Origin of the sequence: Acetobacter tropicalis, from assembly GCF_030644465.1 — a bacterium.
Lineage (GTDB): Bacteria > Pseudomonadota > Alphaproteobacteria > Acetobacterales > Acetobacteraceae > Acetobacter > Acetobacter tropicalis.
The window spans coordinates 2,782,513-2,806,548 of the sequence record NZ_JAUYUW010000001.1 but is presented as its reverse complement, the minus strand read 5'-3'; the positions used below and the strand labels follow the sequence as shown (position 1 = coordinate 2,806,548).

24 protein-coding genes are annotated in these 24,036 nt (G+C 54.9%); 16 read left to right on the top strand and 8 right to left on the bottom strand.

Annotated features, from left to right (window positions below):
* Positions 1 to 311: 311 nt before the first annotated feature.
* The 5 genes from QWU00_RS12775 to QWU00_RS12755 all read left to right on the top strand — a co-directional run bounded on the left by QWU00_RS12775 (position 312) and on the right by QWU00_RS12755 (position 9,297).
* Positions 312 to 3,515, top strand: a complete 3,204-nt coding sequence (locus tag QWU00_RS12775; protein WP_052051154.1) for an efflux RND transporter permease subunit — start codon at positions 312 to 314, stop codon at positions 3,513 to 3,515.
* Positions 3,515 to 4,714, top strand: coding sequence for an efflux RND transporter periplasmic adaptor subunit (locus tag QWU00_RS12770; protein ID WP_035377927.1), 1,200 nt, complete (start codon positions 3,515 to 3,517; stop codon positions 4,712 to 4,714). Before QWU00_RS12775 ends, QWU00_RS12770 begins: the two co-directional genes overlap by 1 nt.
* Positions 4,711 to 6,324 carry an efflux transporter outer membrane subunit gene (locus QWU00_RS12765; protein ID WP_035377925.1) on the top strand — a complete coding sequence of 538 codons (1,614 nt, stop codon included), beginning with the start codon at positions 4,711 to 4,713 and terminating at the stop codon, positions 6,322 to 6,324. The genes QWU00_RS12770 and QWU00_RS12765 overlap by 4 nt, the downstream gene beginning before the upstream one ends.
* A 251-nt stretch (positions 6,325 to 6,575) precedes the next feature.
* Positions 6,576 to 7,055 (top strand): MarR family winged helix-turn-helix transcriptional regulator, encoded by a 480-nt coding sequence (locus tag QWU00_RS12760; RefSeq protein WP_150395558.1) that lies wholly within the window; start codon positions 6,576 to 6,578, stop codon positions 7,053 to 7,055.
* Positions 7,056 to 7,068: 13 nt separating this feature from the next.
* Positions 7,069 to 9,297 (top strand): FUSC family protein, encoded by a 2,229-nt coding sequence (locus tag QWU00_RS12755; RefSeq protein WP_035377923.1) that lies wholly within the window; start codon positions 7,069 to 7,071, stop codon positions 9,295 to 9,297.
* A 7-nt stretch (positions 9,298 to 9,304) separates the two neighbouring features.
* Here the strand turns inward: QWU00_RS12755 and QWU00_RS12750 are convergent, their stop codons facing one another.
* Positions 9,305 to 10,357, bottom strand: coding sequence for a glycosyltransferase family 61 protein (locus tag QWU00_RS12750; protein WP_035377921.1), 1,053 nt, complete (start codon positions 10,355 to 10,357; stop codon positions 9,305 to 9,307).
* Between the two features lie 147 nt (positions 10,358 to 10,504).
* Here QWU00_RS12750 and QWU00_RS12745 point away from each other — a divergent pair, with 147 nt between their 5' ends.
* Positions 10,505 to 10,996 carry a hypothetical protein gene (locus QWU00_RS12745; protein WP_052051153.1) on the top strand — a complete coding sequence of 164 codons (492 nt, stop codon included), beginning with the start codon at positions 10,505 to 10,507 and terminating at the stop codon, positions 10,994 to 10,996.
* Here the strand turns inward: QWU00_RS12745 and QWU00_RS12740 are convergent.
* Positions 10,959 to 11,978: an enoyl-CoA hydratase/isomerase family protein gene (locus QWU00_RS12740; RefSeq protein WP_035377919.1), complete on the bottom strand. Its 1,020-nt coding sequence runs from the start codon at positions 11,976 to 11,978 to the stop codon at positions 10,959 to 10,961. The two genes, QWU00_RS12745 and QWU00_RS12740, sit on opposite strands and share 38 nt — an antisense overlap.
* 60 nt (positions 11,979 to 12,038) lie before the next feature.
* Between QWU00_RS12740 and QWU00_RS12735 the strand changes: the two genes are divergently transcribed.
* The 3 genes from QWU00_RS12735 to QWU00_RS12725 all read left to right on the top strand — a co-directional run bounded on the left by QWU00_RS12735 (position 12,039) and on the right by QWU00_RS12725 (position 13,008).
* Positions 12,039 to 12,533, top strand: coding sequence for a flavin reductase (locus tag QWU00_RS12735; protein WP_035378175.1), 495 nt, complete (start codon positions 12,039 to 12,041; stop codon positions 12,531 to 12,533).
* An 85-nt stretch (positions 12,534 to 12,618) separates the two neighbouring features.
* Entirely contained in the window at positions 12,619 to 12,750 is a 132-nt protein-coding gene (locus QWU00_RS12730; protein WP_254907003.1) for a hypothetical protein, read from the top strand.
* Positions 12,751 to 12,795: 45 nt separating this feature from the next.
* Entirely contained in the window at positions 12,796 to 13,008 is a 213-nt protein-coding gene (locus QWU00_RS12725) for a hypothetical protein (protein ID WP_150395557.1), read from the top strand.
* Positions 13,009 to 13,019: 11 nt separating this feature from the next.
* On the opposite strand, the gene QWU00_RS12720 is transcribed toward QWU00_RS12725, so the two are convergent.
* From QWU00_RS12720 to QWU00_RS12710, 3 genes are read right to left on the bottom strand one after another with little or no spacing between them, the layout of a single operon-like run.
* On the bottom strand, positions 13,020 to 13,868 hold the full coding sequence (locus tag QWU00_RS12720) for a metal ABC transporter permease (protein WP_035378174.1): 849 nt from the start codon (positions 13,866 to 13,868) through the stop codon (positions 13,020 to 13,022).
* On the bottom strand, positions 13,861 to 14,673 hold the full coding sequence (locus QWU00_RS12715) for a metal ABC transporter ATP-binding protein (RefSeq protein ID WP_035377912.1): 813 nt from the start codon (positions 14,671 to 14,673) through the stop codon (positions 13,861 to 13,863). The genes QWU00_RS12720 and QWU00_RS12715 overlap by 8 nt, the downstream gene beginning before the upstream one ends.
* On the bottom strand, positions 14,670 to 15,545 hold the full coding sequence (locus tag QWU00_RS12710; protein ID WP_035377910.1) for a metal ABC transporter solute-binding protein, Zn/Mn family: 876 nt from the start codon (positions 15,543 to 15,545) through the stop codon (positions 14,670 to 14,672). The genes QWU00_RS12715 and QWU00_RS12710 overlap by 4 nt, the downstream gene beginning before the upstream one ends.
* A gap of 328 nt (positions 15,546 to 15,873) precedes the next feature.
* On the opposite strand from QWU00_RS12710, the gene QWU00_RS12705 reads away from it, so the two are divergent.
* The 3 genes from QWU00_RS12705 to QWU00_RS12695 all read left to right on the top strand — a co-directional run bounded on the left by QWU00_RS12705 (position 15,874) and on the right by QWU00_RS12695 (position 18,077).
* The gene (locus QWU00_RS12705) at positions 15,874 to 16,437 is read left to right on the top strand and encodes a Fur family transcriptional regulator (RefSeq protein ID WP_045542959.1); all 564 of its coding nucleotides are present in this window, start codon (positions 15,874 to 15,876) and stop codon (positions 16,435 to 16,437) included.
* Positions 16,438 to 16,626: 189 nt separating this feature from the next.
* Positions 16,627 to 17,043 (top strand): hypothetical protein, encoded by a 417-nt coding sequence (locus QWU00_RS12700; protein ID WP_052051152.1) that lies wholly within the window; start codon positions 16,627 to 16,629, stop codon positions 17,041 to 17,043.
* 8 nt (positions 17,044 to 17,051) lie between these two features.
* A complete protein-coding gene (locus QWU00_RS12695; protein WP_035377906.1) occupies positions 17,052 to 18,077 on the top strand; it encodes an asparaginase in 1,026 nt (341 codons plus the stop codon).
* Here the strand turns inward: QWU00_RS12695 and QWU00_RS12690 are convergent.
* Together QWU00_RS12690 and QWU00_RS12685 are read right to left on the bottom strand one after the other, a co-directional pair.
* Positions 18,056 to 18,253, bottom strand: coding sequence for a hypothetical protein (locus tag QWU00_RS12690; protein ID WP_035377905.1), 198 nt, complete (start codon positions 18,251 to 18,253; stop codon positions 18,056 to 18,058). The two genes, QWU00_RS12695 and QWU00_RS12690, sit on opposite strands and share 22 nt — an antisense overlap.
* Before the next feature lie 54 nt (positions 18,254 to 18,307).
* Positions 18,308 to 18,988 carry a hypothetical protein gene (locus tag QWU00_RS12685; RefSeq protein ID WP_052051151.1) on the bottom strand — a complete coding sequence of 227 codons (681 nt, stop codon included), beginning with the start codon at positions 18,986 to 18,988 and terminating at the stop codon, positions 18,308 to 18,310.
* Between the two features lie 305 nt (positions 18,989 to 19,293).
* Between QWU00_RS12685 and mtnA the strand changes: the two genes are divergently transcribed.
* The 3 genes from mtnA (at position 19,294) to QWU00_RS12670 (ending at position 22,372) form a co-directional block, all read left to right on the top strand.
* Positions 19,294 to 20,388, top strand: coding sequence for an S-methyl-5-thioribose-1-phosphate isomerase (mtnA, locus tag QWU00_RS12680; protein WP_035377904.1), 1,095 nt, complete (start codon positions 19,294 to 19,296; stop codon positions 20,386 to 20,388).
* Between the two features lie 433 nt (positions 20,389 to 20,821).
* Positions 20,822 to 21,316: a Cys-tRNA(Pro) deacylase gene (gene ybaK, locus QWU00_RS12675; RefSeq protein WP_035377903.1), complete on the top strand. Its 495-nt coding sequence runs from the start codon at positions 20,822 to 20,824 to the stop codon at positions 21,314 to 21,316.
* 156 nt (positions 21,317 to 21,472) lie between these two features.
* A complete protein-coding gene (locus QWU00_RS12670) occupies positions 21,473 to 22,372 on the top strand; it encodes a DUF2272 domain-containing protein (RefSeq protein WP_035377902.1) in 900 nt (299 codons plus the stop codon).
* Between the two features lie 41 nt (positions 22,373 to 22,413).
* Here QWU00_RS12670 and QWU00_RS12665 read toward each other — a convergent pair whose 3' ends face one another.
* Positions 22,414 to 22,839, bottom strand: coding sequence for a rhodanese-like domain-containing protein (locus QWU00_RS12665; RefSeq protein ID WP_231551574.1), 426 nt, complete (start codon positions 22,837 to 22,839; stop codon positions 22,414 to 22,416).
* A gap of 119 nt (positions 22,840 to 22,958) precedes the next feature.
* Between QWU00_RS12665 and QWU00_RS12660 the strand changes: the two genes are divergently transcribed.
* Positions 22,959 to 23,999 (top strand): cysteine synthase A, encoded by a 1,041-nt coding sequence (locus QWU00_RS12660; protein ID WP_035377899.1) that lies wholly within the window; start codon positions 22,959 to 22,961, stop codon positions 23,997 to 23,999.
* Positions 24,000 to 24,036: the final 37 nt, after the last annotated feature.

Sequence of the window (24,036 nt, the reverse complement as noted above, 5' to 3'; positions counted from 1 at the left end):
TCTCACCATAGGGAAGAAAAAACGATTACCCCAACCAGAGCAGTTATCCCCTTAACGTTCTGACGGCAGCAATAGAATTGCGGAATGTTTTAGACCCGCACATTCAGAAAATAAGAAAGAAAAACCAAAACTGCAAAGTGGAAATCACGTTCAAGGTAATTCTGTAAATTCCGCTTCATAAAAACTATTTCTTATAGCGTTCTTTTCATAAAACTCTTTTTAACAGGATAATATTTTTTTTAAAAGATTATTGCATAAGTCCAATTCTATCTTGCGCGGAATTCCACTGATTCCAGCAAGGAAGGAAACGCATGAACGCCATCGTCGTGACGGCGCTGAAGCGACCTTATACATTTGTCGTCCTCTCGCTGCTTATTCTCGCTTTTGGCGTACTGTCCCTTTTTCAGGCGCCGACTGATGTGTTTCCCAATATCCGGATTCCCGTTGTGTCCGTGGTATGGACTTACGGCGGGATGCTGCCTGAAGAGTTTGCTGGCCGTATCACCTACAATTATGAACTGGCCGTAACCTCCACAGTGGAGGGCATAGAACATATGGAAAGCAGCTCCTATTACGGCAGGAGCATTGTCAACATCTACTTCCAGCCAGGCACGGATATTGGTGAAGCTGAGGCGGAAGTAACCGCCATTTCTCAGACTGTTATCAAACAGCTTCCTGATAACATACCTGCCCCCATGGTCATGCGGCTGGAAGCATCTTCCGTGCCTGTGCTGGCGCTTCAGATCACCTCTGAAAAACAGACACCGTCTGATCTGTATAAAATTGCCATGACACGCATCCGCCCCATTCTGGTAACCGTGCCAGGGGCCGTTCTGCCACATCCTTATGGTGGCATGGACAGTTTTATCATGGTGGCGCTTAACCAGAAGCAGCTACAGGCCCATCATCTATCCGCCATGGATGTGCAGAACGCCTTGCGTAAGCAGAATATTGTTCTGCCCGCCGGGGATCAGAAAATTGCCACGACGGACTGGATGGTGCAGACCAACGCCACCCCGCGCTCCATGAAGGAACTGGGAGACATTCCCGTAAAACGCGTGGGAAATGCGGTTATTTACGTGCATGATGTTGCACAGGTTTACCGTGGCGGGCACCCACAGACAAACCTTGTTCTGGTCAAAGGCCGGCAGGGGGTGGAAGTAGTGGTCATGAAAAGTGGTGATGCTTCCACGCTGGATGTCGTGGCACGCACCAAGGAACTCCTCCCGCGCATTCAGAAACTTGTTCCGCCAGACGTGCATATTTCCATATTGAGTGATGCCTCGATTTTCGTGAAAGACGCCATTCAGGATGTGGTAAGGGAAATGGCGACCGCAGCAGTTCTGACCGGCCTTGTCGTGCTTCTGTTTTTGGGTTCGTGGCGGTCCACGCTCATTATCGCAACATCCATACCGCTGGCTATTCTGACCGCCATTATCTGCCTTCTGATGGCTGGTCAGACCATCAACGTCATGACTCTGGGCGGCCTGGCTCTGGCCGTGGGGATTCTGGTGGATGATGCCACGGTGATGATCGAAAACATTGATACGCACCTTGAAGAAGGGAAAGAACTGGAACCTGCCATTATTGATGCAGCCAACCAGATTGTTATTCCCACGCTGGTCTCAACCCTGTGTATCTGCATTGTGTGGACACCCCTTTTCCGCCTGAGTGGCGTGGCAGGGTGGCTGTTCATGCCCATGGCGGAAGCCATTGTTTTCGCCATGCTTGCCTCCTTCATTCTCTCCCGCACTCTGGTGCCAACCATGGCCAAATATCTTCTGGCCGGACAGGTGCATCCGGGCTTGCATAGTGATGAACATCTGGCGTTACCGAAAGGTGTTCTGGGGCGTTTCCAGAACAAATTCGAACATGGATTTCATAATTTCCGCATAAGTTACGGGAGACTTCTGGAACGGATTATTGTGCGGCGCGGCTTGTTTGCAGCCTGTTTTCTGGGCGCATCCGTGCTCTCTCTGGGCCTGTTCCTTATGGCGGGACAGGATTTCTTTCCCGAAGTCAAATCCGGCACGATGCAGATGCACATGCGCACACCGCTGGGTATGCGCATTGAAACAACCGGGCGCATCGTGGCTCTGGTGGATGACAGGATTGAGCAGATTCTGCCAGGAAAAGTCTCGGGTATTATCAATAACTGTGGCTTGCCGGAAGGCCCGCATAATCAGGCATTTATTCCTACTCCATCCATTGGCACGCAGGATTGTGACCTCACCATCTCCCTCAAGAATGAAACGTCGCCTGTCTGGAATTATCGCAAACTGCTGCGTACGGATCTTTCTTCCAGATTTCCAGGCTCTGTCTTCACCTTTCAGCCCGCTGACCTGACTGAAAAGATTCTGAATTTTGGGTCTCCTGCTCCCATTGATATTCAGGTCTCTGGCCCGGATATTCGTGACAATTACCAATACGCACGTCTGTTGGTAAACAAACTGCGTGCCATTCCCGGCGCGGTGGATGTGGTTGTTCAGCAAACCATGAAAACGCCCACGTTGTTTGTGCAGGGCAACCGCACCTTCGGACAGGCGACTGGCATGACGGAAGCTGACATTGCCAATAATGAACTGATGACTCTTTCAGGCAGCCAGACGGTTGATCCGCAATACTGGCTGGACCCCAAAAGCGGCATTACCTTCCCACTGAATGTCTATGTCTCGCAAGACCAGCTCACGCACTACAATGATCTGCTGACCATTCCGGTTGATAAAGGAGATAATGACCCCAAGGGCACAGACATGCAGCTTCTTGGCAGCATCAGCACCGTAACGCCAACCGGCACACCGGGGCAGGTTTCACACTATAATTCCATGCCGGAAATTGATGTGTATGTTTCAACAGAAGGCACTGACCTTGGCTCCGTTCTGGCCCGTGTGAAGAAAACTGTTGCTGACAGCAAGGCTGATCTTCCCTCAACCGCTGCTGTGGATATCCGTGGCCAGGCCGTTACCATGCATGGCGCCTATGTGGAACTGATAGCCGGATTAGTGGTCTCCATTGTGCTGATCTACATGCTGATTGTGATCAATTTTCAGTCCTGGCTTGATCCTTTCATCATTATCTCCGCACTTCCTGGTGCCCTTGCTGGCATTGCCTGGAGCCTGTTCCTGACCCAGACCCGTCTTTCCGTTCCGGCGCTGACAGGGGCCATCATGTGCATGGGCACGGCCACCGCCAACTCCATTCTGGTGGTCTCTTTTGCCAAGGAACGTCTGGCCCTGCATGGCAACGCACTTTCTGCCGCCGTAGAAGCTGGTTTTGGCCGCATCCGTCCTGTGATCATGACCGCATCCGCCATGGTGATTGGCATGGTGCCCATGGCTACCAGCAATTCACAAAATGCACCTTTGGGCAAAGCGGTGATTGGTGGACTTATTTTTGCAACAGTCTCCACTCTGCTGTTTGTTCCTTGTGTTTACGCAATTTTTCACAATACCTCTCACACCAAACCCCGCCGCCCGACAGATATGGGCCACGAGAACGGGAAGGAGGCTGCATAATGTCCACCCTTACCAAAAAACGTCTTTTTGTCGGCGCCCTGCTCTGCACTCTGGTTGCGTATGTTGGCTATCTGGAAATCCAGCATCTGCACAATGAAGTTGCGCTGCAAGCGGATGCCACACACGCCAGCGTGCCGGATGTTGCTGTTGTGCAGCCCAAACCTGCCCCACCCACTTTGTCCATGACACTGCCGGGTAATATCAGCGCATGGTACGAAGCCCCTATTTACGCGCAGGTCTCAGGCTATGTGAAAATGTGGTATAAGGACTACGGTGCCCCGGTCAAAAAAGGGGATGTTCTGGCTGAAATCAACGCACCCGGACTGGATGCACAATATGCTCAGGCCAAAGCGGACCTCCAGGTAGCGCAGGCCAAATATGGGCTGGCAACCGTTACGGCTGACCGCTGGCGGTCCATGGGGAAATCACAGGCTGTTTCAGGGCAATCCGTGTCCGTGCAGAACGCCAATGAACAATCGGCCCGCGCTGCGCTAGAAGCCGCGCAGCACAATGTGGACCATTATGATGCGTTGGAAAAATTCAAAACCATCATAGCGCCCTTTGATGGTGTTGTGACCGCCAGAAACATCAGCGTTGGGGACTATGTTGCGGCGGGCGGGGGCAACCTGAACGCCAACGGCACAGCCAGCGAGCTCTTTACCGTGGCGGACACACACGAAATGCGGCTTTTTGTCTCGGTGCCAGAGGTGTTTTCCTACGTTCTGAAACCGGGTTTGAAAGCACGTGTCACCGTGCCGCAGTACCCTAATCAGGTTGTTACGGCCAGTTTCCTCACCATTGCCAAAGGGTATGATCCCAATACCCGCACGGCAGTAACGGAATTTACCATTGATAACGCAGACCAGAAACTCTGGCCCGGTACCTTTGCTTCTGTCGCTCTTTCCGCACCGGCGGAAGGGGGCATTTACACCATTCCCACAGGGGCGCTGGTTTTTGAAGAAAAAGGTATGCAGGTGGTCACGGTCGATGCGCAAAACAAGGCGCATTACAAGGCAATTACCGTGGGCCGTATGTCTGATACCTATACGGAAGTGGATGCTGGCCTGAGCCCGCAGGATCGTATCATCAACAACCCTCCTGCTGATCTTCTGGAAGGAGAAAGTGTTCGGCTCAGCGTGCCGGAAAAAGGCTACCTGGCAACGGCGGACAGCCAGACCGATGGGGATGATGACGAATGAGCAAGCACATCCTTCTAAAAGGCACGACCCTTGCCGCGCTGACGGTCCTGAGCGCCTGTGATCTGGCCCCCACCTATCAGGCTCCGCATTTTATTGTGCCGGCCTCATGGCATGGGCAAGGATTGTTTCGGGAAGCCCAGCCGCAGGATACAGTCCTGCGGTCTGACTGGTGGACCCTGTTTGCAGACCCTACCCTGACAACGCTGGAAACACAGGCCACAGAGAGCAATGCGGACCTTCAGGCCGCTGCTGAACGGTTTATTCAGGCCCGCGCCATTGTTATGGAGGCACGGTCTGATCTGTTACCCCATTTTGCGCTGGCATTCGGATCAAGCGATAATAAGAGTTCAGCGGACAGGCTCTTCCGATACAAAGGCCCTATCACTGCAACTGATGAATATTACGGAGGTCTAGCAAGTTGGGAACCTGATATCTGGTCCGCTATTCGTAACCGTGTGCGGGCGCAGAAATATTATGCACAGGAACAGGCCGCCCAATACGCAGCAGCGCGCCTGAGCCTTCAGGCTGAAGTGGCAACGGATTACTTTTCCCTCCGTGGGCTGGATGCACAGAACGCCATTTATAGCCAGTCCATCAGCTATTATCAGCAGGCGCTGCATGTGACCCAAACACGGCTTGATAATCAGGACGCCACAGGCATTGATGTCGCCCGCGCCAAAAACCAGCTTTACATGACACAGGCGCGCCAGCTTGACGTACAGGCACAACGTGAAGTGCTGGAACATGCCTTGGCCGTACTGGTCAATGCCTCCCCTTCCTCTTTCCATATTCCTGCTGTTGCGCAGCAGGACGATGCTGAACCGACTGTGCCGCTAGGCCTTCCTTCGGAACTGCTGCAACGGCGACCGGATATTGCCGTTTCTGAACGCGAAATGGCGCAGGCCAACCGTACAATCGGCATTGCGCGTGCGGCATTTTATCCCCACGTTTCCTTCAACGCCAACGGGGGCTTTGATGGCAACGGCTTTGATCTGGCCAATCTGGCAAACAGCATGTGGTCTTATGGCGCTTCAGCGACCATGCCACTGTTTGAAGGGGGCTTACGGCGTGCCCAGTTGCAGCGCTCCTGGTCCGCTTACCGTGAAACGCGCGACCACTACCGCATGACGGTGCTCTCAGCCTTCAGAGATGTGGAAAACGGCCTCTCCCTGACGGCGCGACTACGAGCAGAAAATGTACGGCTGAAACAGGCGGTTGATGCCGCAATGCAGTCTCAGACCCTAACCATGACTCTTTATAAAGGGGGTGCTGACGGGTATCTGGATGCCTTGATTGCCCAAGTGAATACACTTGATGCCCGTATTGAACAGGCGCAGATTCAAGCGCGTTCCCTTCAAGCTTCTGTCGGACTGGTGCGGGCTCTTGGTGGCGGCTGGCAGGACAAACTGCTGCCCACGCCAAACCAGACCATGACCTTTACCGGCTTCCAGTATGAGGGGTTACGGCATCCAACACCCTCTGGCGGCATTGATGTCCCATCCACTCCCGAACAGTATGAAAATCTGGACAGGCCCGGACCAGCCTCCTCCCCACGCGATGCAGGGTTGGATATTTCTGATCCTGCTTCGGCTGCTCCCCAAAAGGAGTGAGGCAGCACTTGCACCCGCAGAAGCATCTCTGATGTACACGGCCCTTATGTATGACGCATAAGGGCCTTTTTCGTGAGGAAGGCAATGTAAAAACGGGTTCGACCACCTTCTGCATAGCTTTTTTCACCGGCGCGGAGTGTGGCCGAATTGTGGAAAAATGTAAGGTCGTTGACCGTTCTGGCGGTTCTGATATATTCATATCAATATATTTTTCATGTCAAATATATCTATACTAACTATGGAGCCGCACAATGGAAGCCCTGCGTGGCCTTTCCGCTCTTGATGAAACGCGCTTTCAGGACATGGCGCTGACATTTCGTGTCATGCGGCTGGCGGCAATATGGCGCACCAAACTGGAGCGCGCCCTGCGCCCCCATGGCATGACAGTAGCTCTGATGCGCCCCATGGCGTACCTTATGATGATGCCTGATGGTGCAACCCAGCGTGATCTGGCAAACGCCATGGATACAGACTGCTCCGCTCTTGTTCGGGTTCTGGATCTTCTGGAGAAAGAAGGGCTGATCTCCCGCCAGACCGACGCAGGAGACCGCCGCGCAAAACGGCTTATTCTGACCCCACAGGGCCAGAAAAAATGTGCGCTGTTTCATGATATTTCAGCACAGGAGGAAAAGACCATTACGCAAGGACTTCCCTCCGAGGATATCCGCAGCCTTATCGGGCAACTCGACCAGCTTCTGAACACCCACTCCGCTCGGCCCGACCTTTCATGAAAACCGTCTCACCATGACAGACACCCTCTCCACTTTGATACGCTCTTGGTTCCCCAGCATTTTTACGCATGATGAACGGTGGCGCGCAACGCTTGCCACCGCCGCGTACACAGCCCGTGTTTTTCTGGCGATCGGGATTGCCCTGTTTTTGGCGTTCACCTTTCAGCTTCAGTCTCCCATGAGCGCCGCCACAACTGTTCTGATTGTGGCAAACCCCACTGTTGGGGCCATGGTTTCCAAAAGCATGTGGCGTGTCATTGGCACGATTATTGGGGCAAGCATCAGCGTAGGTGTCATGGCGGCATTCGTGCAGTCTCCTGTGCTATATTATGCAGCACTCGCCTTTTTTGTGGGCCTGGCCTGTATGGTGGCCACATTTCTGCGGCTGTTCCGGGCCTATGCTGCGGTTCTGACCGGCTACACCATTGTTATTGTGTCCTCACCAGCCTTTGCGCACCCGGACTCTATTTTTCTGGCGGCAATGGGCCGTCTCTCCGCTGTCACAACAGGCGTTGTGGTCACCGCCTTTGTGTTCATGGTGACAACACCCCGCAAGCCCTCTCAGGTTCTGAGCACTTTGGGAGACGCCTTTCGGGAAACCGTACGCCACGCACTTTCTTTCCATTCTGCTGAAAGTAACCGCTCTTCTCCAGCTCAAGCCGCAGAGGCCATGGAAGACCAGATGCCTGGACTGGAAAATACCTCTTCCACGCCCGCCTTCCGTGGCCTGCCCCAACCATTATATGACAGCAGAGGCCGCCTGCTGGCACGCATGACGGGCCTTGGCCCCGCCATTGAATATGCCGCAGCAGATGATCGGGACATGCAGGCGCGTGTCAGCCGCCTGCGTATTGGACTAAGCCGCCTGACCGGCCTGATTGTGACTTATCACCCGTATTGGCTCAACCTTTCGCTTGCCAACGGTGCCTCCTGTCAGGTTCATCAGGAAGTGGCACAGACCCTCAAAAATATTCTGGATCTGACAGAGCAGCCCGGATGGCAGGATAACCCCAAACCCGTTTCAGACTGTATCCACGCAACATTGAGAAAACTGGACTTTCTGGAACATCAGAACCCCACGCCAACTGTTTTGGCATCGCTGGACAACACACGTGATGTCCTGGTGCAACTCGATATGGCACTGCATGACATCACAACCCGCCGCCCGGGCAGAACCTCTGTGAAGATGGCCACCTATCTGGAATGGCCCATGGCATTGCGCAACGGCACTCGTGGCATGTTTATTGCCCTGCTGGCCGGCATGTTATGGTATGTTCTGCACTGGAGCGCGGGGCCCATGCTGATGCTATACGTGGTTGCCGCATCAAGCCTGCTCTCCACGACACCTTCAGCCGCAAAAACCAGTCCCCTTATGGCTATGGGCACGGCCCTTGCCATTCCAGCGAGTTTTCTGTGCCATGTTATCGGCCTGCCCAGAATAGACGGGTATCCGTTGTTATGGATGACGGTGTGCCTCTTTCTTCTGCCGGGCGTGTGGCTGCAATTCCACCCGCGCTACAGTATTGGCGCGTTTGGCTATGCCGTTTTCTTCACCATGATGCTCTCTGTCACCAACCCTATTGTGTATGATGACATGACGCTGACCAATAACTGGATGACCATGGTTGCAGCCTGCGTCCTGCTGGTTCTGGTCTTCCGCGTTATTCTTCCGGCAGATCATAGGCTGGATGCTGCCCGGCTTGTCTCTTCCCTTACCCGCAGTGTGCAACACCTTGCCGCTGCCCCACAAAAACGGCCTATTTTATGGGTGGTGTGGGAAAGCCTGCAATTACAGAAAATTGCGCGCCTGATGATGCGCCTTTCGTTTCTTGATGAAACTGTTGACCGCAAAGGCTATACAGACGCCGCGTTTGCCTCACTCTCTCTTGGACGATTGATTGTACGCCTTCGCTGGAACGCTGGCCATACCGTTCTGGCCCCCTCTGCCCATACCGCCCTGCTGGATGCACTCAAATCTTTCAAAACATTACACCACGCACCGGAGCAGACTGCTGCTGAACTTCTGAAAACTGCGCGTATCATCAGCACCATCCCACACCCGGAAGCAGCCTGCCTTGCACGGGAACGGGTCGTCTCCTGTCTGGAACAGGCAGCTTATATCATCTCATCCGTTCCGGGCTTTTTCCATCGGTACGGCCCGTTACAGCTTTCCCGTGATATTCCCGGAGCCAATGCGGGCGTTACTGCCGCTGTTCCCCACCGCAACCCGGTGTTTGGATAACAGTCTGCTACGCCTCCAGCAGGGCTGCAAGCTGGGCTGGCATGATGGAGAATGGTCCATCCCACTGGGTGGTATCGGCCTCCATCATCTGTCCACGGATTTCATGATAGTATAGGCCCCGCAACCCGGCGATAAACGCAAAAAAAGTATCAGGCATGGTGGCAGGAGCAAGAGTTATAACCTTGGCCCCACGCGGGCAGAAAAGGGTGTTGGTCATCCCTGCCCCCATCACCCCCACCACACATTCCGCACTTTTAAAAAGCTGCACCTGCTCCAGAAATGTCAGTTCAGCCGGGTTTACCACCCGAAACCCGTAATGCTGTAACAGCGCGCGGATTTCTGGCTCCTGTACCACGGCCCGAGGGCTGCCGGACCGTACAACATAAAGACGTTGCGGTGCCACTTCTGGAACACAGGCCCGCATAGCATCCGTTTGGGCAAAGACAAGCGGAGACATATAAACGCCGTGGTCAGTCAGCCCCTCCACAATGCTCAGATCCTTGAAAAAACACACGGCCTGATTGTCCAGTGCCAGAAACTGATGCGGCTGGGTGGAAGATAACACTATGGAATCCCGGATCACGTGGGTCATAGCGTTTCCTGCATCTGGAACAACCAGACGCTGCGGCGTCATGAACTGCTCCGCCAGCCATAATCTGGGAAGCAGCTCCACCATCCAGTGTCCGTAATTATGGTCTCCCCGTTTCCGCAGCAACAAACCAGGCTCAGTTACTTCAACCACATCCGTCACGGCATGAAGACGCTCAAAAGCACGCTGACATTCCTCTGAACTATGCTGCGCAATGGTCTGGGCAATCAGCTTCTTGTCGTGCGTAAAAACCAGACCTTCTTCTGTCACATACACATCAAACAGCTTTGTCACCGTGATCGGCCGTTCAGCGTGTGTGCCTGTCAGCCAGCCTGCACGCATGGCTTCCAGAACCGGCTTTGGGACAAGATGCACGTTCTGCACACGCGGAACCGGCACACTAAAACTGGGCGAGACGATGGTTGCCACCACGTGTCGATGCACATTTTCCAGATCAGTATAATCCACCATGCCGCATTCCCTGCCTCGCCCGTTTTTCAAATAGTAAGGCAGTAGGGCCTCTTCCCCAACACCCCGCATGGTCAGTGGGGAAGGTTGACGGGCATAAAGCTTTTGTACAGATTAAATTAAGACTTTATTAACATTTTTGCGACAACAATGATTCCCTGCTCTCTTCTTTCCCACGCGCTGGGTTACAATATTTTTGCTGTGGAACAGGAGAACGTCCCGGTCCCTCACGCTCTTCTGCTGTTCCTTGTGCAACAGTACATGGCGCACGAACCGTTTAATGAAGCCAGCTATCTGCACGCCAACCCGGATGTCGCCTTGGCTGTGGGGAGAGGAGAGTTCAGTTCCGGCCAGCAGCATTTTCTCCAACGCGGTTATCAGGAAGAGCGGGAAGGACACCAACCCGCTTTTTCAGAGCACTGGTATCTGCAACAGAATCCGGATGTAGCCATTGCCGTACAACTGGGGGATTGGCCATCTGGTCAGGCCCATTATCAGACCCACGGCAAAACAGAATGGCGGAGCCCCTCACCGCAGGCTCAGCCAACATATGCTCTGTGGCAGCGTCTTCTTTCACCCTGCGCCGCCCGCACTACGCCTTCCGTTAATCCTGAAAGCAGGCCCGAACCTCATCCAGATTGACTTCTGCCAAAGTCCCCGGTGTCCAGCGCGGCTGGTTATCCCGGTCAATCAGGCGGGCTCTTATACCCTCGGCAAAATCAGCGCGCCGGACAAGATGATTGACCAGTGTCCCTTCCTGCTGAAAAACTGCGGTTAGAGAGGACAAATCTCGTGCTCGATGCCATGCCTCCCATGTCAGTTGCACGGAAAACGGGCAGGCACAGGATAACGCAAGCAGATCCTGTCTGGCCTGTTCGCTTCCGTTTTCAGCAAGATTACGCACCACATGCGCCAGATCCGGGGCATCGTAACAGGCGTCCATCTCTTGCACATTGGCCAACTGAGGCAACGGGTTGATAAGGGCGAACACATCCTCGGCCGAGCGCGTTTCGAGCAGCCCCAGCAAGTCGGGCAGGCTCTCAGAAGGCACAAGTCTATCGGCAAAGCCGATCATGACTGCGCCTACCCCATTCATACGGTTTCCTGTAACGGCCAACCTCAATCCGGACAAACCGGGGGCACGGCTGAGAATCCAGGAGCCTCCAGCATCAGGCGTCAGGCCGATCCCCGTTTCCGGCATGGCAACAACAGAACGCTCCGTCACAACCCGATAATGCGCATGGCCGCCCAACCCAATGCCGCCGCCCATGGCTACTCCGTCCATGAACGAGATGGTGGGTTTGGGGTAAGCCGCAATCTGCTGCATGATCTCATACACGCGGTTCAACTGCCGGAAGGCTTCATCTGCGCCTTCTATCTGGAGCAGTTCACAGATTTTTTTCAGATCCCCGCCGGCACAGAATGCTCGCGGAGCAGACCCTTCCAGCAGCACATGCTGTACGGATGCATCTTCCTGCCACGCATCCAGCACACGGGCTATGCCCTCTGCCATGTCCAGATCCACCGCATTCAAGCGGTTGGGACGATCCAGAATGATACGGCCCAGATGGCCTGCACGCCGGGTTTTGACACTGGGCGTGCCTGAAAGAACGTCCTCAGTCATTGCTTTCCTTCTTTATTCATGCACAAAACACTCTGTCTGAACATGTTTGAAGGAGAGCAGATGTTGGCTCTGGAGACCAGCGCCTTCCGCGATGCCATGGCCAAACTTGGAGCGGCTGTGAATATTGTGACTACAGGAACGCAGGCACACCCGGTTGGTTTTACGGCCTCTGCCGTATGCTCCGTTACAGATACCCCTCCCACATTGCTGGTCTGCCTGAAACGCGAAAGCCGGGTCAGGCCTGCTTTTACGGAAGGCGGCCCTTTATGCGTGAATGTCCTTTCCTCCGCACAGCAGGCGTTATCCAGCCATTTTTCCGGCCCGACCACCATGGAAGACCGGTTTGCCATAGGCCACTGGACAACACTGGCAACCGGGGCTCCGGTGCTGGAAGAAGCTGTGGCCACGTTTGACTGCCGCATCAGCCAGATTGTGGAAGTGGGCACCCATAGCGTCATGTTCGGGATTGTTGAAGCGCTCCGCATCAACCAGCATGTGGGCGGGCTGGTATATTTTAACCGCGCCTATCATTCTCTGCCGCATATAGCCTCCTGACAAGAAGCAACGGCATCCGTTTTTATGAGTTTACAGCTTTGTCGGTCGCTTCACTCTTTCCGGCAAACAGGCAGGATTATCGCCCATGGCACCGCCGCCCAAAAAAGATTTGTCAGACGTTCCAGTCATCACCCTCAAAGGGTTGATCCTTATCCATGTGGGGCTGGCTCTCTTTTTACTGTTCTGGGGATGGCTGGACTGGTCTCTGCCCCAGTAAGAGATTTTTTACTCCCACACTGCTTCTGGCTACGTGCGCGCCCCCATGGGCACCCCTGCTATGGTGCTGCCGGAACTGGGTAAAGATTACGCCTTCAAACACGCTCGGTGCAGTTTCCGCCGTTTTTTTGGGCAGGAAGCCTGCGGATTTTCAGACCAGCATCACGCCATCGCGCTTTCAGACAGGCCTTCTCACCCTCCAAAATTTTACGACAAACCACCGGGCGGCTGCCTCTTCATCCGATACCCGATAGCCTAAAAACTGCGCTGTCAGAGATCATTCATATCCAGCGCCCCGGCTTGATCTGAGGCGACCTGTTGCGCGTGCCCATTGAGCCAGGATGCAACAAGCCCGGCCAACAGGAACCCTACTCCTCCCAGCACTGCAATCCAGAAGGATGTTGGGTAATCCGTCTGCCATGAGAGCATAAGCCCCCCCCACGCTTCCACCACAGCCAAACCCGCAGCCGCCAGCAGCCCAACAAAAGGTGGCAGACCCAGGCGGAGAATGGCCGCGGCAGGCGCAACCATCAGCGTGAAAACCAGTAAAACGCCAGTTATCTGGGCGCATTCCGCCGTAGCAATGGCAACAAGAGCCAGAAACAGCACGTCCAGCAATGCCGTCCGCACACCTTTGGCTTCCGCCAGTTCTGGCTGCAAGGAAGCAAATAACAGAGGGCGCGCCATACCCCCCAACGCCAGAAGGCACCCCCCACTCAATATGGCCAGCCAGCCCAGCATGGAAGAACTGATACCCAGAATATCCCCGAACAGCAGGGCCGTTGCCGCGCTGGCTGAATGGGTCAGGAAATGCAGAAAAAGAGCACCAGCCCCCATGGCGACGGACAGGACAAGACCAATCATGACATCCCGCCCCGCCACTCGGTCTCCCGCCAGCCCCATCAGCACACCCGCACCCAACGCGCCCGCCGTAAGGCCTGTCAGAGGGGAAAGCCCTATCAGCAGCGCACCTGTAGCGCCTGCAAATCCCACATGAGAAAGCGCATGACTGGCAAATGTCTGGCCGCGCAGAACCAGAAACCAGCCCACCGGCCCACATACAACCGCCACCAGAAAGGCGGCCAGAAAGGCCGTGCGCATGAAATCATACTCAAGCATGCGTGTGGCCCCCCACGCACTCATGGGGTTGCAGAATGGCGCCACCACCTTCCGCCACCACAAACACACGTCCTCCCGCGCGCACCACATCCACGGGTGCTCCATACAGGGCGGTCAATGCCTCGGTGGTCAGTACGTCTTCTACCTTACCCAACAGAGCCTTACCGCGGGCCAGATACAAAACATGGTCCATCAACCCGAGCAACGGATTGATATCATGAGCCGACATCAGAACCGTCATGCCCCGAGAGCGCGCAAGAGTATGGATTCTGAGTGCTGTCTCCCGCATTCGGGCCGGGTCCAGACTAGCCAAGGGTTCATCCAGCAATAACAGAGTAGGATCATCCAGCAGAGCCTGCGCCAACAGCAATCGCTGCCTTTGCCCACCGGAAAGAGTGGCAACAGGCTTGCGGGCCAGATCAAGCGCATCTACTGCTTCCAACGCCGCCTGCACGGATTTTCGGCCCTTTGCCCCGCACCAGGGCAGGCCCCAGCATTCCCCGCGCCGTGCGGCTGCAACCATGCTCCACCCGCTTAACTGCCCACCTATCAACTTACGCATCTGGGGCATGTACCCTATGGATCTATTGCCACGCCTTACAGAAACTCCATTCACACAGATGACGCCACCCTGCGCGGGTTCCAGCCCCAGAAGCCCTCGGAACAGCGTGGTTTTTCCAGCGCCGTTGGCTCCCAGAACCCCCACAAAACTGCCAGGCGGCACACTGAAACTGATATCCTTCAGAACAGTCTGGCCACCACGCGTCAACGTGACATGGGAGAGATCAAGAGCAGGAATACTCACTGGTCTTGCCCGAGCGCCTGCGCAACCTGCGTGACTGTTTGCTGAATCCATGTCTGCCAGTGTTGATCGGGCGGCATAATTTCCAGCACAGGCAGCACCGGTATGTTTTGCTGCCGGGCCTGTGCAATCAAACGCTGGACGGACGGTCTGTCGGCTTGCGCATTATAAGCCACCAACCTGATAGCATGCTGGCTGATATCCTGTTCAAATGCCGCCACGGCAGAGGCCGGGGGCTCAACATCATTCATAATAGCCTGTTGAAAAGCCTGCTGAGTCATGCGCAAGCCCAGACTGTCCGCCAAGGGGGTAAACACGGGCTCTGTTGCCGCTACCGGCTGCCCTTCCGTTTTGGGCCTTACCGCAGCAATCTGCTCCCGCACCTGATTGACTGCCGCAAGAACGGTCTTTCCGCGCGCTTCGTAAGCGGGGGCATGGGCTGGATCAACCTCCTGACACACCACAACAAACCGCCCCACAAAAGAGGCAACAGCCGCCAGATTATACCACAGATGAGCGTTATCCCCGGCATGCCATCCGCTCCAGCCATCCGCCCTCACCACGGGGGCTGATTTCCCTCCACGTGCCTGCGCCAGTCGATCAATCCACGCATCATACCCGGCCCCATTGGCCACAATCAGCGCTGCATCATGCACAAGCCGCCCTTCCGCCGGACCGGGCTCATAAAGATGCGGATCAAGGGCGGGGGAGGCCAATATGGAATGGACATGCATGTCTGGCTCAGCCACCTGAGCCGCCAGATCTCCCCACGTATTTTCCGCAGCAACAATTGTTGGGGCTTCAGCAGCCTGAACAGCAACACTACCCGCACATGCGGCAATAAGGCAGGAGAAAACTGACACGGCAAAACGCATAAAACAGACTCACACCCTCAGTTATACCGCATAAAGGCGCATGCACCCTCACAGAGGCCCGAAAAATCGGCCAGACCACTCTGGCAAGGCTTTGTTCTTGCTCGTACCAAAGCCTTTTTTACCGCCCGATCCTCTTGTTTTGTGGCGTCAGACTGGCCACATCCCCGATCGCCAAAACACCCTTGCGCCCCAGCTACCTGCCCGACAACACTGCATATCAGGTTGTGTGATACTATAACATACCTCTTTCTCCGCAGAAACCTTCCTCCTGCTACGCTTTGCCTTCCCTGTGCTGCATGGCTAAGATACGGATAGAACGGATGTAATCATGAAATCTGCCACTCAGCCTGCACTCATCTTTCCTGAAACGCTTTCTCCCGCCACGCAGGCTCTGCTGGACAGGGCAGAAGCCCTTTGCACACATCAGGGCGCGCGACTAACACAACAGCGCCGCGAAATTCTGGGGCTGATCCTGAGTGTCAATGCGCCAGTAGGGGCCTATGATCTGCTGGAACAGATGAAAAGCCCCGACCGCCGCCCCGCACCGCCTACAGTCTACCGTGCGTTGGATTTTCTGCTGGAACACGGACTTATTCACCGTATTGAGCGGCTGTCTGCGTTTGTACCCTGCACCCACCTTCTGCATGATGACCACGCAGCCGGGTGCGATCATGACCACGATCACGACAGTATCTGCCTGCACACGGCCCAGTTTCTTATCTGCCGATCCTGTAAAAGTGTGATTGAAATCACTAACCCCAGCATTCTGGAGGCCGTGCGGGCAACCTGCCGGGAGCAAGGTTTTGTCATTCAAAGCACATCCATAGAAATTGAAGGGCTTTGCGCTCAGTGCGCCTCACAACGCAAAACGCCTGCACATCACCATTTGTAACGACGTTACTTGCCAAAACACACCCGGCGCGGTGCAAAGCCAAGCACCCTTCCCCTCCAGAACCAGTTCCGGTTGCCTGTTGCCCTGCCTGAAAAGAAACGCAGGCCTCTTTCGCCAGAAAGACTGTGCCCCGAAAAGAATTTGAAAAAACCACCAGCCACTGCGATAGAGGCAGCCCAATCGGGCAGCATGCATCAAACGGACCTGTTTTCTTACCCTTTTCCGCCCCTCCCCACATCACCCCGCACGCATTTTACTGCGGAAGAATTGCGGCTCTCCTATAGCCCGCCCCAACATTTCACGCCCCAAATCACGCCCGATAGCTGGCTTTATCTGGTCAGCAACAAAGAAAACGCTCAGCATCTTCTCTCCAGTGGTGTGCATCTGGCCAAAACGGAGCCGCTTTTACTGATAGAGCGCAATGGCGTTTGTGCGTGGCGGGATAAACTGGCAGAAGACCCCGCAACAGCAACTGCCTCTCCCTGTGTTCTGCGCTTACGCCGAAGCATGGTGGCAGACATGCTGGAACCAGACCCGGATCATAGCGCCGAATTTTCAGCAGAATGCTATCTGCTAACCGGTGCCCCACAAGAACAGGACAGGTAAACGCAGCAATGCCCCACGATGTACTTTTGGCTGAAGCAACCCGCGGTAATCGCGTGGAATCCCGTCATTATGGTGCTGCCGTGGTTGTGGACGCCACCGGGAAAACCGTCTTTGCCGCCGGGGATGTAGAAACCCCCATTTACCCCCGTTCCACCGTCAAGGCATTGCAGGCCCTGCCACTGCTGACAGAAGGCGCTGCTGACAAATATAACTTGGGGCAAGAAGCTCTGGCCTTGGCCTGTGCCTCCCACCAAGGCGAACCTGCCCACGTGGCCGTTGCAGCGGATATGCTGGCCCGCACGGGGCGGGATGCAACCTCTCTGGAATGTGGCACGCATTGGCCGCTGGATGCCCGTGCGGCACGCGCTCTGGCCACCAGTGGAGAACAGGCCTCCGCCTTGCATAATTGCTGTTCGGGCAAACATGCCGGGTTCGTCTGCCTGTCCTGCGCAACAGGGCACGACCCAGAACATTACACGCGGCCAGAGCACCCCGTCATGCAAGCTGTGGCCCGGACATTGGAAGAGGTAACAGGCATTCCCCACACGGATGATAACCGGGGCACCGATGGCTGTGCCATTCCCACATGGGCTATTCCTCTTCATGCTCTGGCAAAGGCTTACGCCCGCTTTGCAACGGGCCAGAGCCTGACACCAGAAAGAGCACAGGCTGCCACACGGTTACGATCCGCCATTGCAGCCAATCCTTTCATGGTTGCCGGAACCAACCAGTTTGACACACGTGTCATGCAAGTCCTTGCACCACGTGTCTTCACCAAAATGGGGGCTGAAGGCGTGATGATTGCCATGCTTCCTGAAAAAGGTCTTGGCATTGCCATCAAATGCCGTGATGGCGGCGTTCGCGCGGCTGAAGCAGCGGCTGCCGCGCTCATCGCCCGTTTTGGGACAGAAAATAACCCGGAGCTGGCTCATTTCATGCGCCAGAACCTGAAAAACTGGAACGGGCAAAGTGTGGGAGAATTCAGAGTGTCTGCCACATTGGCTGAGGACCATTATCCAGCCGCTCCCTCCTGATAGGGCGGCGATGTTTTTCTTTTGTTCTCTTTGTATTTTTCAAAACTGATACAAATCAGCGGCACAGTGCCACCAAACAACGCTTCAGGCTTTGCAATTTCTAACACCATCTGTAGAAAGCTGCCACTAACCCTACAGATTTCAGACATGAGATCGCAAAAAAGGCCGGGGAACATACTCGTTCCTCGGCCTCATTTTTTTCTGAACCTGTCTAAAGGCAGAAAAAAGGCTTATGCCTTGCGCGCACGCGGCTTACGAGCCGTCGTGGTTGCCTTACGGCCACGGGTGCCTTTGCTGGAGGTTGCTTTTTCAGTTTCAGCAGCCTCTGCAGCCAGACGGTCATACCGTTTCTGGCGGCGTGTTTCCTGCACAATCCGCAGCTTTTCAACAGCAGACAAACGCACTTTTTTCTCAGCCGGAGCGGCTTTTTTTGCACGTGCCTTAACAGGAGCTTCCGCAACCACCTTTGCAGCCTTGCGCGTGGCTTTGACCGGAGCAGCTTCCGCCACCACAGCAGCTTTGGGGCGACGGCCACGCGGTGCAGGCGTTGCTACAACTGTTTCCACCTCAGCAGCCTTACGGCGGGTCTTGCGGGGAGCCACTTCTACAGGCTCAGCCACCTTGCGAGAAACGCGCTTTGTTGCCTTGGGCTTTTCTTCGCTCACAACGGCAGCTTTCTTGGCGGTCACAGCTTTTGTTTCTTTAGCGGCCCGTGCCGGCTTGGCAGGAGTAGCAGGAACCTTCAATGCCTTACGACGGGTCTTCGGAGCTTCTGATTTCGGAGCAATTTCTTCCTCCACCACATCTTTTTTCACAGCCGCTGCACGCGTGCGGCGTGTTGTGACAGGGGTGGCACGGGTTGCGGCAACCTTGGTGCGGGGGGCTGCGCGGCGCTTCTTCACTTCACTCATTTAGAACTCCTGTAATTCTATAAATTTCAAAAATACAAGAACATATAAGCATATTCCGTAAGATTGTTCATCCTGACACTTTCAGGACCATCTTGAAAAACATGCTTCTGCACTTGGAACTTCAGCCCTTCATAACAAAAACGCCAAAAAATGCAAAAAATACTTTCGGCTTTCAAGAATAGTCACAACAGACATTACTTTCCCTTCATCTCCCCCCGTCTCCTTGCGCTTGAGAGATGGTAGCCTAGATTGGAAAGGACGCTTATATCCCGTCTTGTTTTGCTCCGAACTCTCAGGTGATACACATGAAAATTGATGGTACTTCATACCGTAGTGTATGGGTGGATGAGAAAGACGGCTGGTCCATCCACATTTTTGATCAGACACGCCTCCCTTTTTCTCTGGATATTCTGCAACTCACCACGCCTGCAGACGTTGCACATGCTATCCGCACAATGCAGGTGCGCGGTGCACCGCTTATAGGTGCAGTTGCTGCCTATGGGCTGGCTCTGGCGCTCAGGCAGAACAGTTCTGATAGCGCCATAGAGGAACAGGCAAATCTTTTAGCGGCCACACGCCCTACCGCCATAAACCTGCGCTGGGCTATTGAGCGTATGCTGTCTCATCTGCGCCCGTTATCACCTGACCAGCGCGTACAGGCCGCCTATGCTGAAGCAGGCCGCATCTGTGATGAAGACGCCGCACAGAATGAAGCCATTGGCCGCCATGGTCTTTCCCTGATTCAGGAGATTGCAAAAAATCGTCCGCCTGGCACACGCATTAACCTTCTGACACATTGCAACGCAGGCTGGATTGCAACGGTGGACTGGGGTACGGCGCTGGCCCCTATTTACATGGCGCATGATGCCGGGCTGAACGTGCATGTGTGGGTTGATGAAACACGCCCACGGAATCAGGGGGCTGCCCTGACAGCATGGGAACTGGGTAGCCATGGCGTGCCCCACACCATTATTGCAGACAATGCTGGCGGCCACCTGATGCAACATGGTGAGGTGGACCTGGTTATTGTGGGCACGGACCGCGTAACCCGCACAGGAGATGTGGCCAACAAGATTGGAACTTACCTGAAAGCGCTGGCAGCGCAGGATAATGGAATACCGTTTTGGGTCGCGCTGCCTTCCACCACCATTGACTGGACTGTGGCAGATGGCATCCGTGAAATTCCTATTGAAGAACGCGCAGCGTCCGAGATCACCCATGTTGCGGGCCGAACGGAGAATGGTATTCTGACAAAAGTGCAGATTACACCAGATGGGAGTTCTGCCGCCAACCCAGCTTTTGATGTCACACCCGCACGGCTTGTAACTGGCCTGATAACGGAACGTGGCCTATGCCCGGCAACAGAAAGTGGCCTGCGCAGCCTTTTTCCCGAGCAATAACGCGTTCTCCTTCTGTTGCAGGCGGAACAACGCTCCGCCTGCAAACCAGACTCCTCCCCAAAATCAGATTGAAACAACCAACTATTTTTTCGAGCCTCTCACTATCTGACACGGTTTAACTGTCCTCGTCTTTTCAGGTCTGTTCTCATTTGGGAAGCGACACACGCAGCCGTGGTGACAGATCATCTCTACCCAGCCGCCCAATAAATAAGAACATTTTGAGAACATACGCTCTCTACATCTGTTTTTTGTATCCTATGGGCTGTTATTCCTCTCCACACTTCGTCAAGAGCAGCGCCCCCACCACCCCGTAAAACGCCATGCATATGCCTATGCGCACCTCTTTTCTTGACGGGCCAGATACGCCGCCTGATAAGAAAAACGTGATTTTTTACGGTTCCGTACCGTCGAAGCATTCTGAAAGGACTGCGCTATGTCAGAGACAGCTATTGATACACCTTCAACCCGTTTTCTGACGGCGCACGGTATTGCCTATACTGTGCATGACTATGAGTATGTCTCCGAACCTGGTAAAATTGGCATACAGGCCGCCGCAGGGATCGGAATTGATCAGGAAAAGGTCTTCAAGACCCTGATGGTCGAAATCGATAAAAAGCAGATTGTCTGTGCGGTTATTCCCGTTCATCAGAAAATGAACCTCAAAAAGGTTGCTGCCCTGTTTGGGGGCAAGAATGCCCGCATGCTCAACGCGGAAAAGGCCGAAGCCCTCACCGGCTTTCAGGTTGGCGGTATCAGCCCATTTGGCGCACGCACACAGGTTCCCGTTGTGTTTGAAAACGCCGCCCTGAAGCAGGATGTCATGTACATCAACGGTGGTGGTCGGGGCATTGTGGTCGGGCTTTCCCCCAAGGAAGCCATTACCAGCGTAAACGGTCAGACTGCCGACCTGACTGTTGAAGCCACCTGATCAATTTGCCCGCGCCTGAGAAAAGAGTGGAAAAACACGCCCCCTCTTTTCGCTGACAGCAGAGCAGCTTATGGATATTAAATTCGGGCTCTGCTGATAAAGAGAGCTCCTGCACGCTTCGGGCCCTCCGGGGCGACGTGTCTGAATGGAGACGAGATGTCACGTAAGCTCTCTGTTGCCCTGCTGGCCCCTTTATGCCTTGCAGCCTGCGCCACCCAGTCCTCGGTGCCAGGTGCCACCCCAACGGCCAGCGGACAAAATGGGGCGGCAGGCGGTGCATATGGCTATGCCAGCCATGTTCCAGATTTCGCGACCCGTAATTTTGAACCCTTCAACCGGCAGGATCTCGTGGCTATCGCCATGCGGGAATGGCGTCTGTTCGGCAGCCCGGTAAACGATGATGATCCGGAAGATCGCCCAGAACCGCAGACCGCCGCCGTCAAACCTGAACGCGCTCCCGGCCTGTGGGAACGGGTTGGTGAATATTGGTGGATCGGCATGGAACCGGACACACCAGAAGCCTCATGGACCGGCAAGCACGACAATAACGGCCAACTCACAAACTTTGTGCAGGATGGCAATTATGCGTGGTCGGCCGCCTTTATCTCCTATATTATGCGGGTTTCCGGCGCCAACAGCCGCTTTCCCTACTCCCAGAATCATTCCACCTACATCAACGCGGCTGCTTCAGGACAGTCTCCTGTCCTGCGTGCGCATGATCCTGCCAGCTACACCCCAAAGCTGGGAGATCTGATCTGCGTTGCCCGTGGACGCGCTAAAACCATGGTTCGGTTTTCAAGCCTTCCAACGTCTTATGGCTTTCCCGCCCATTGCGGATATGTGGTTGCAACCGGCCAGAACGGCCAGCCTTTTGGCAGACAACTGAGCATTATTGGTGGCAATATTGACGATGCCGTTGCGCTGACTCACGTGCCGACAGATACGCAGGGCCGCATCTCCTCCCCTTCCGGCCAGAGCTATGACACGCGCTACCCATGGTGCGCCGTGCTGGAAGTGCTCTTTGACGCAGAAGCCGAACCAGACGCCGGCATGTAACCGGAAGCGCAGGGCCAGCCCCTGCGCCTGGACTGAAAACCTCAGTTTTGCCGCCATGGCAGGGCTGAGGCTTTCCAACCCGCAGTAGAACCGCGGTGACCATGGATATCTAATGGTCCCTCAAACCCATCCGCCACATTATAGACCGTCCGGTAACCCGCCTGCCGCGCAACCTGCGCCGCAGAGAGGCTCCGCACGCCTGACCGGCAAATGAAATAGACAGGCGCGTCTTTTCTGACGCCCACCTGTTCCAAATCTTCCGCAAAGCGCGCATTTGGCGTTCCATCCAGATCCTGCCAACTGACCAACACCAGTCTTTGGCCAAGTGATGCCAGATCAGGCACCCCCACCAGTTGCCATTCCGCCATGGTTCTCACATCCACCAGTACGGCCTGATCATTCTTTTCGAGTTCTGCCCACACATACTGGGGTGAGACATCTTCAATCATCGTGGTATCCTGTTTCATGACATGGTGGACTCTGCCTCCGTCTGCTCAGGCCTGCTCCTTTATGAAAGGAGAAGCAGAACCGCCTGACACCAGAGAAAAGGAAGCGGGGTCCGTTAATAAAGAGAAGGTGCAACTGGATGACTGAAAGCGCAATTCCCGCCTCCCTTCCCGGCTGGGAATCACCCTCCGCAGATATGCCCGCAGCCGTTGGTGGCACACCACTGGTCCGGCTGCGCAAGGCATCGGATGCTACGGGATGCGACATTTACGGCAAGGCCGAATTCATGAACCCTGGTGGGTCCGTGAAAGACCGTGCTGCCCTTGCCATTATTGAAGATGCTGAACGCCGGGGCATTCTGAAACCCGGCGGCACCTTGGTAGAAGGCACAGCGGGGAATACAGGCATTGGGCTGACACTGGTTGCCAACGCGCGCGGGTATCGCTGCATTATTGTGATGCCGGAAACCCAGAGCCGTGAAAAAATTGATTTTCTGCGCATGATCGGCGCAGACCTGCGGCTGGTTCCGGCCAAACCGTATAAAGATCCGGGCAATTATGTGCACGTCTCCCGCCGTCTGGCAGAAGAAGGCGGATATGTGTGGGCCAACCAGTTTGACAACCTTGCCAACCGTGAAGGCCATCGCCTGACCACCGCCCCGGAAATCTGGCATCAACTGGACGGCAAAGTGGATGCGTTCACCTGCGCCTGCGGAACCGGTGGCACATTGGCTGGCACGGCCATTGGGCTACATGAAGCCGCTAAAAAGGCAGGTGTAAAAACACCCCGTATTGTGCTGGCTGACCCTGAAGGTTCGGGCCTGTATGGCTGGGTTAAAAGCAATGATCTGTCCGTAACCGGTTCCTCCATTACGGAAGGCATTGGTCAATCTCGTGTTACGGGTAATCTGGAAGGGGCTCCTATTGATGACGCCGAGCGTATTCCTGACCCTGAAGCGCTGGAAATTATCTACAGCCTGCTCATTGATGAAGGACTTTCTGTTGGGGGATCATCCGGCATCAACGTGGCATCCGCCATTCGTACCGCACGCAAAATGGGGCCGGGCCACACAATTGTGACCATCCTGTGCGATGGTGGTGCGCGTTATCAGTCCAAACTGTTCAACCCGGAATTTCTGCGCGGCAAAGATCTGCCCGTAGCACCGTGGCTTGATAAATAAAGGATAGACTGTGCCTGCCAGATTCAGATCAGATTTA

What these genes read in the sequence shown, in the direction of transcription:
- QWU00_RS12775 (WP_052051154.1), top strand. Translation starts at nt 312, where the DNA reads ATGAACGCCATCGTCGTGACGGCGCTGAAGCGACCTTATACATTTGTC.
- QWU00_RS12770 (WP_035377927.1), top strand. Translation starts at nt 3,515, where the DNA reads ATGTCCACCCTTACCAAAAAACGTCTTTTTGTCGGCGCCCTGCTCTGC.
- QWU00_RS12765 (WP_035377925.1), top strand. Translation starts at nt 4,711, where the DNA reads ATGAGCAAGCACATCCTTCTAAAAGGCACGACCCTTGCCGCGCTGACG.
- QWU00_RS12760 (WP_150395558.1), top strand. Translation starts at nt 6,576, where the DNA reads ATGGAAGCCCTGCGTGGCCTTTCCGCTCTTGATGAAACGCGCTTTCAG.
- QWU00_RS12755 (WP_035377923.1), top strand. Translation starts at nt 7,069, where the DNA reads ATGACAGACACCCTCTCCACTTTGATACGCTCTTGGTTCCCCAGCATT.
- QWU00_RS12750 (WP_035377921.1), bottom strand. Translation starts at nt 10,357, where the DNA reads ATGGTGGATTATACTGATCTGGAAAATGTGCATCGACACGTGGTGGCA.
- QWU00_RS12745 (WP_052051153.1), top strand. Translation starts at nt 10,505, where the DNA reads ATGATTCCCTGCTCTCTTCTTTCCCACGCGCTGGGTTACAATATTTTT.
- QWU00_RS12740 (WP_035377919.1), bottom strand. Translation starts at nt 11,978, where the DNA reads ATGACTGAGGACGTTCTTTCAGGCACGCCCAGTGTCAAAACCCGGCGT.
- QWU00_RS12735 (WP_035378175.1), top strand. Translation starts at nt 12,039, where the DNA reads ATGTTGGCTCTGGAGACCAGCGCCTTCCGCGATGCCATGGCCAAACTT.
- QWU00_RS12730 (WP_254907003.1), top strand. Translation starts at nt 12,619, where the DNA reads ATGGCACCGCCGCCCAAAAAAGATTTGTCAGACGTTCCAGTCATCACC.
- QWU00_RS12725 (WP_150395557.1), top strand. Translation starts at nt 12,796, where the DNA reads ATGGGCACCCCTGCTATGGTGCTGCCGGAACTGGGTAAAGATTACGCC.
- QWU00_RS12720 (WP_035378174.1), bottom strand. Translation starts at nt 13,868, where the DNA reads ATGCTTGAGTATGATTTCATGCGCACGGCCTTTCTGGCCGCCTTTCTG.
- QWU00_RS12710 (WP_035377910.1), bottom strand. Translation starts at nt 15,545, where the DNA reads ATGCGTTTTGCCGTGTCAGTTTTCTCCTGCCTTATTGCCGCATGTGCG.
- QWU00_RS12705 (WP_045542959.1), top strand. Translation starts at nt 15,874, where the DNA reads ATGAAATCTGCCACTCAGCCTGCACTCATCTTTCCTGAAACGCTTTCT.
- QWU00_RS12700 (WP_052051152.1), top strand. Translation starts at nt 16,627, where the DNA reads ATGCATCAAACGGACCTGTTTTCTTACCCTTTTCCGCCCCTCCCCACA.
- QWU00_RS12695 (WP_035377906.1), top strand. Translation starts at nt 17,052, where the DNA reads ATGCCCCACGATGTACTTTTGGCTGAAGCAACCCGCGGTAATCGCGTG.
- QWU00_RS12690 (WP_035377905.1), bottom strand. Translation starts at nt 18,253, where the DNA reads ATGTTCCCCGGCCTTTTTTGCGATCTCATGTCTGAAATCTGTAGGGTT.
- QWU00_RS12685 (WP_052051151.1), bottom strand. Translation starts at nt 18,988, where the DNA reads ATGAGTGAAGTGAAGAAGCGCCGCGCAGCCCCCCGCACCAAGGTTGCC.
- mtnA (WP_035377904.1), top strand. Translation starts at nt 19,294, where the DNA reads ATGAAAATTGATGGTACTTCATACCGTAGTGTATGGGTGGATGAGAAA.
- ybaK (WP_035377903.1), top strand. Translation starts at nt 20,822, where the DNA reads ATGTCAGAGACAGCTATTGATACACCTTCAACCCGTTTTCTGACGGCG.
- QWU00_RS12670 (WP_035377902.1), top strand. Translation starts at nt 21,473, where the DNA reads ATGTCACGTAAGCTCTCTGTTGCCCTGCTGGCCCCTTTATGCCTTGCA.
- QWU00_RS12665 (WP_231551574.1), bottom strand. Translation starts at nt 22,839, where the DNA reads ATGAAACAGGATACCACGATGATTGAAGATGTCTCACCCCAGTATGTG.
- QWU00_RS12660 (WP_035377899.1), top strand. Translation starts at nt 22,959, where the DNA reads ATGACTGAAAGCGCAATTCCCGCCTCCCTTCCCGGCTGGGAATCACCC.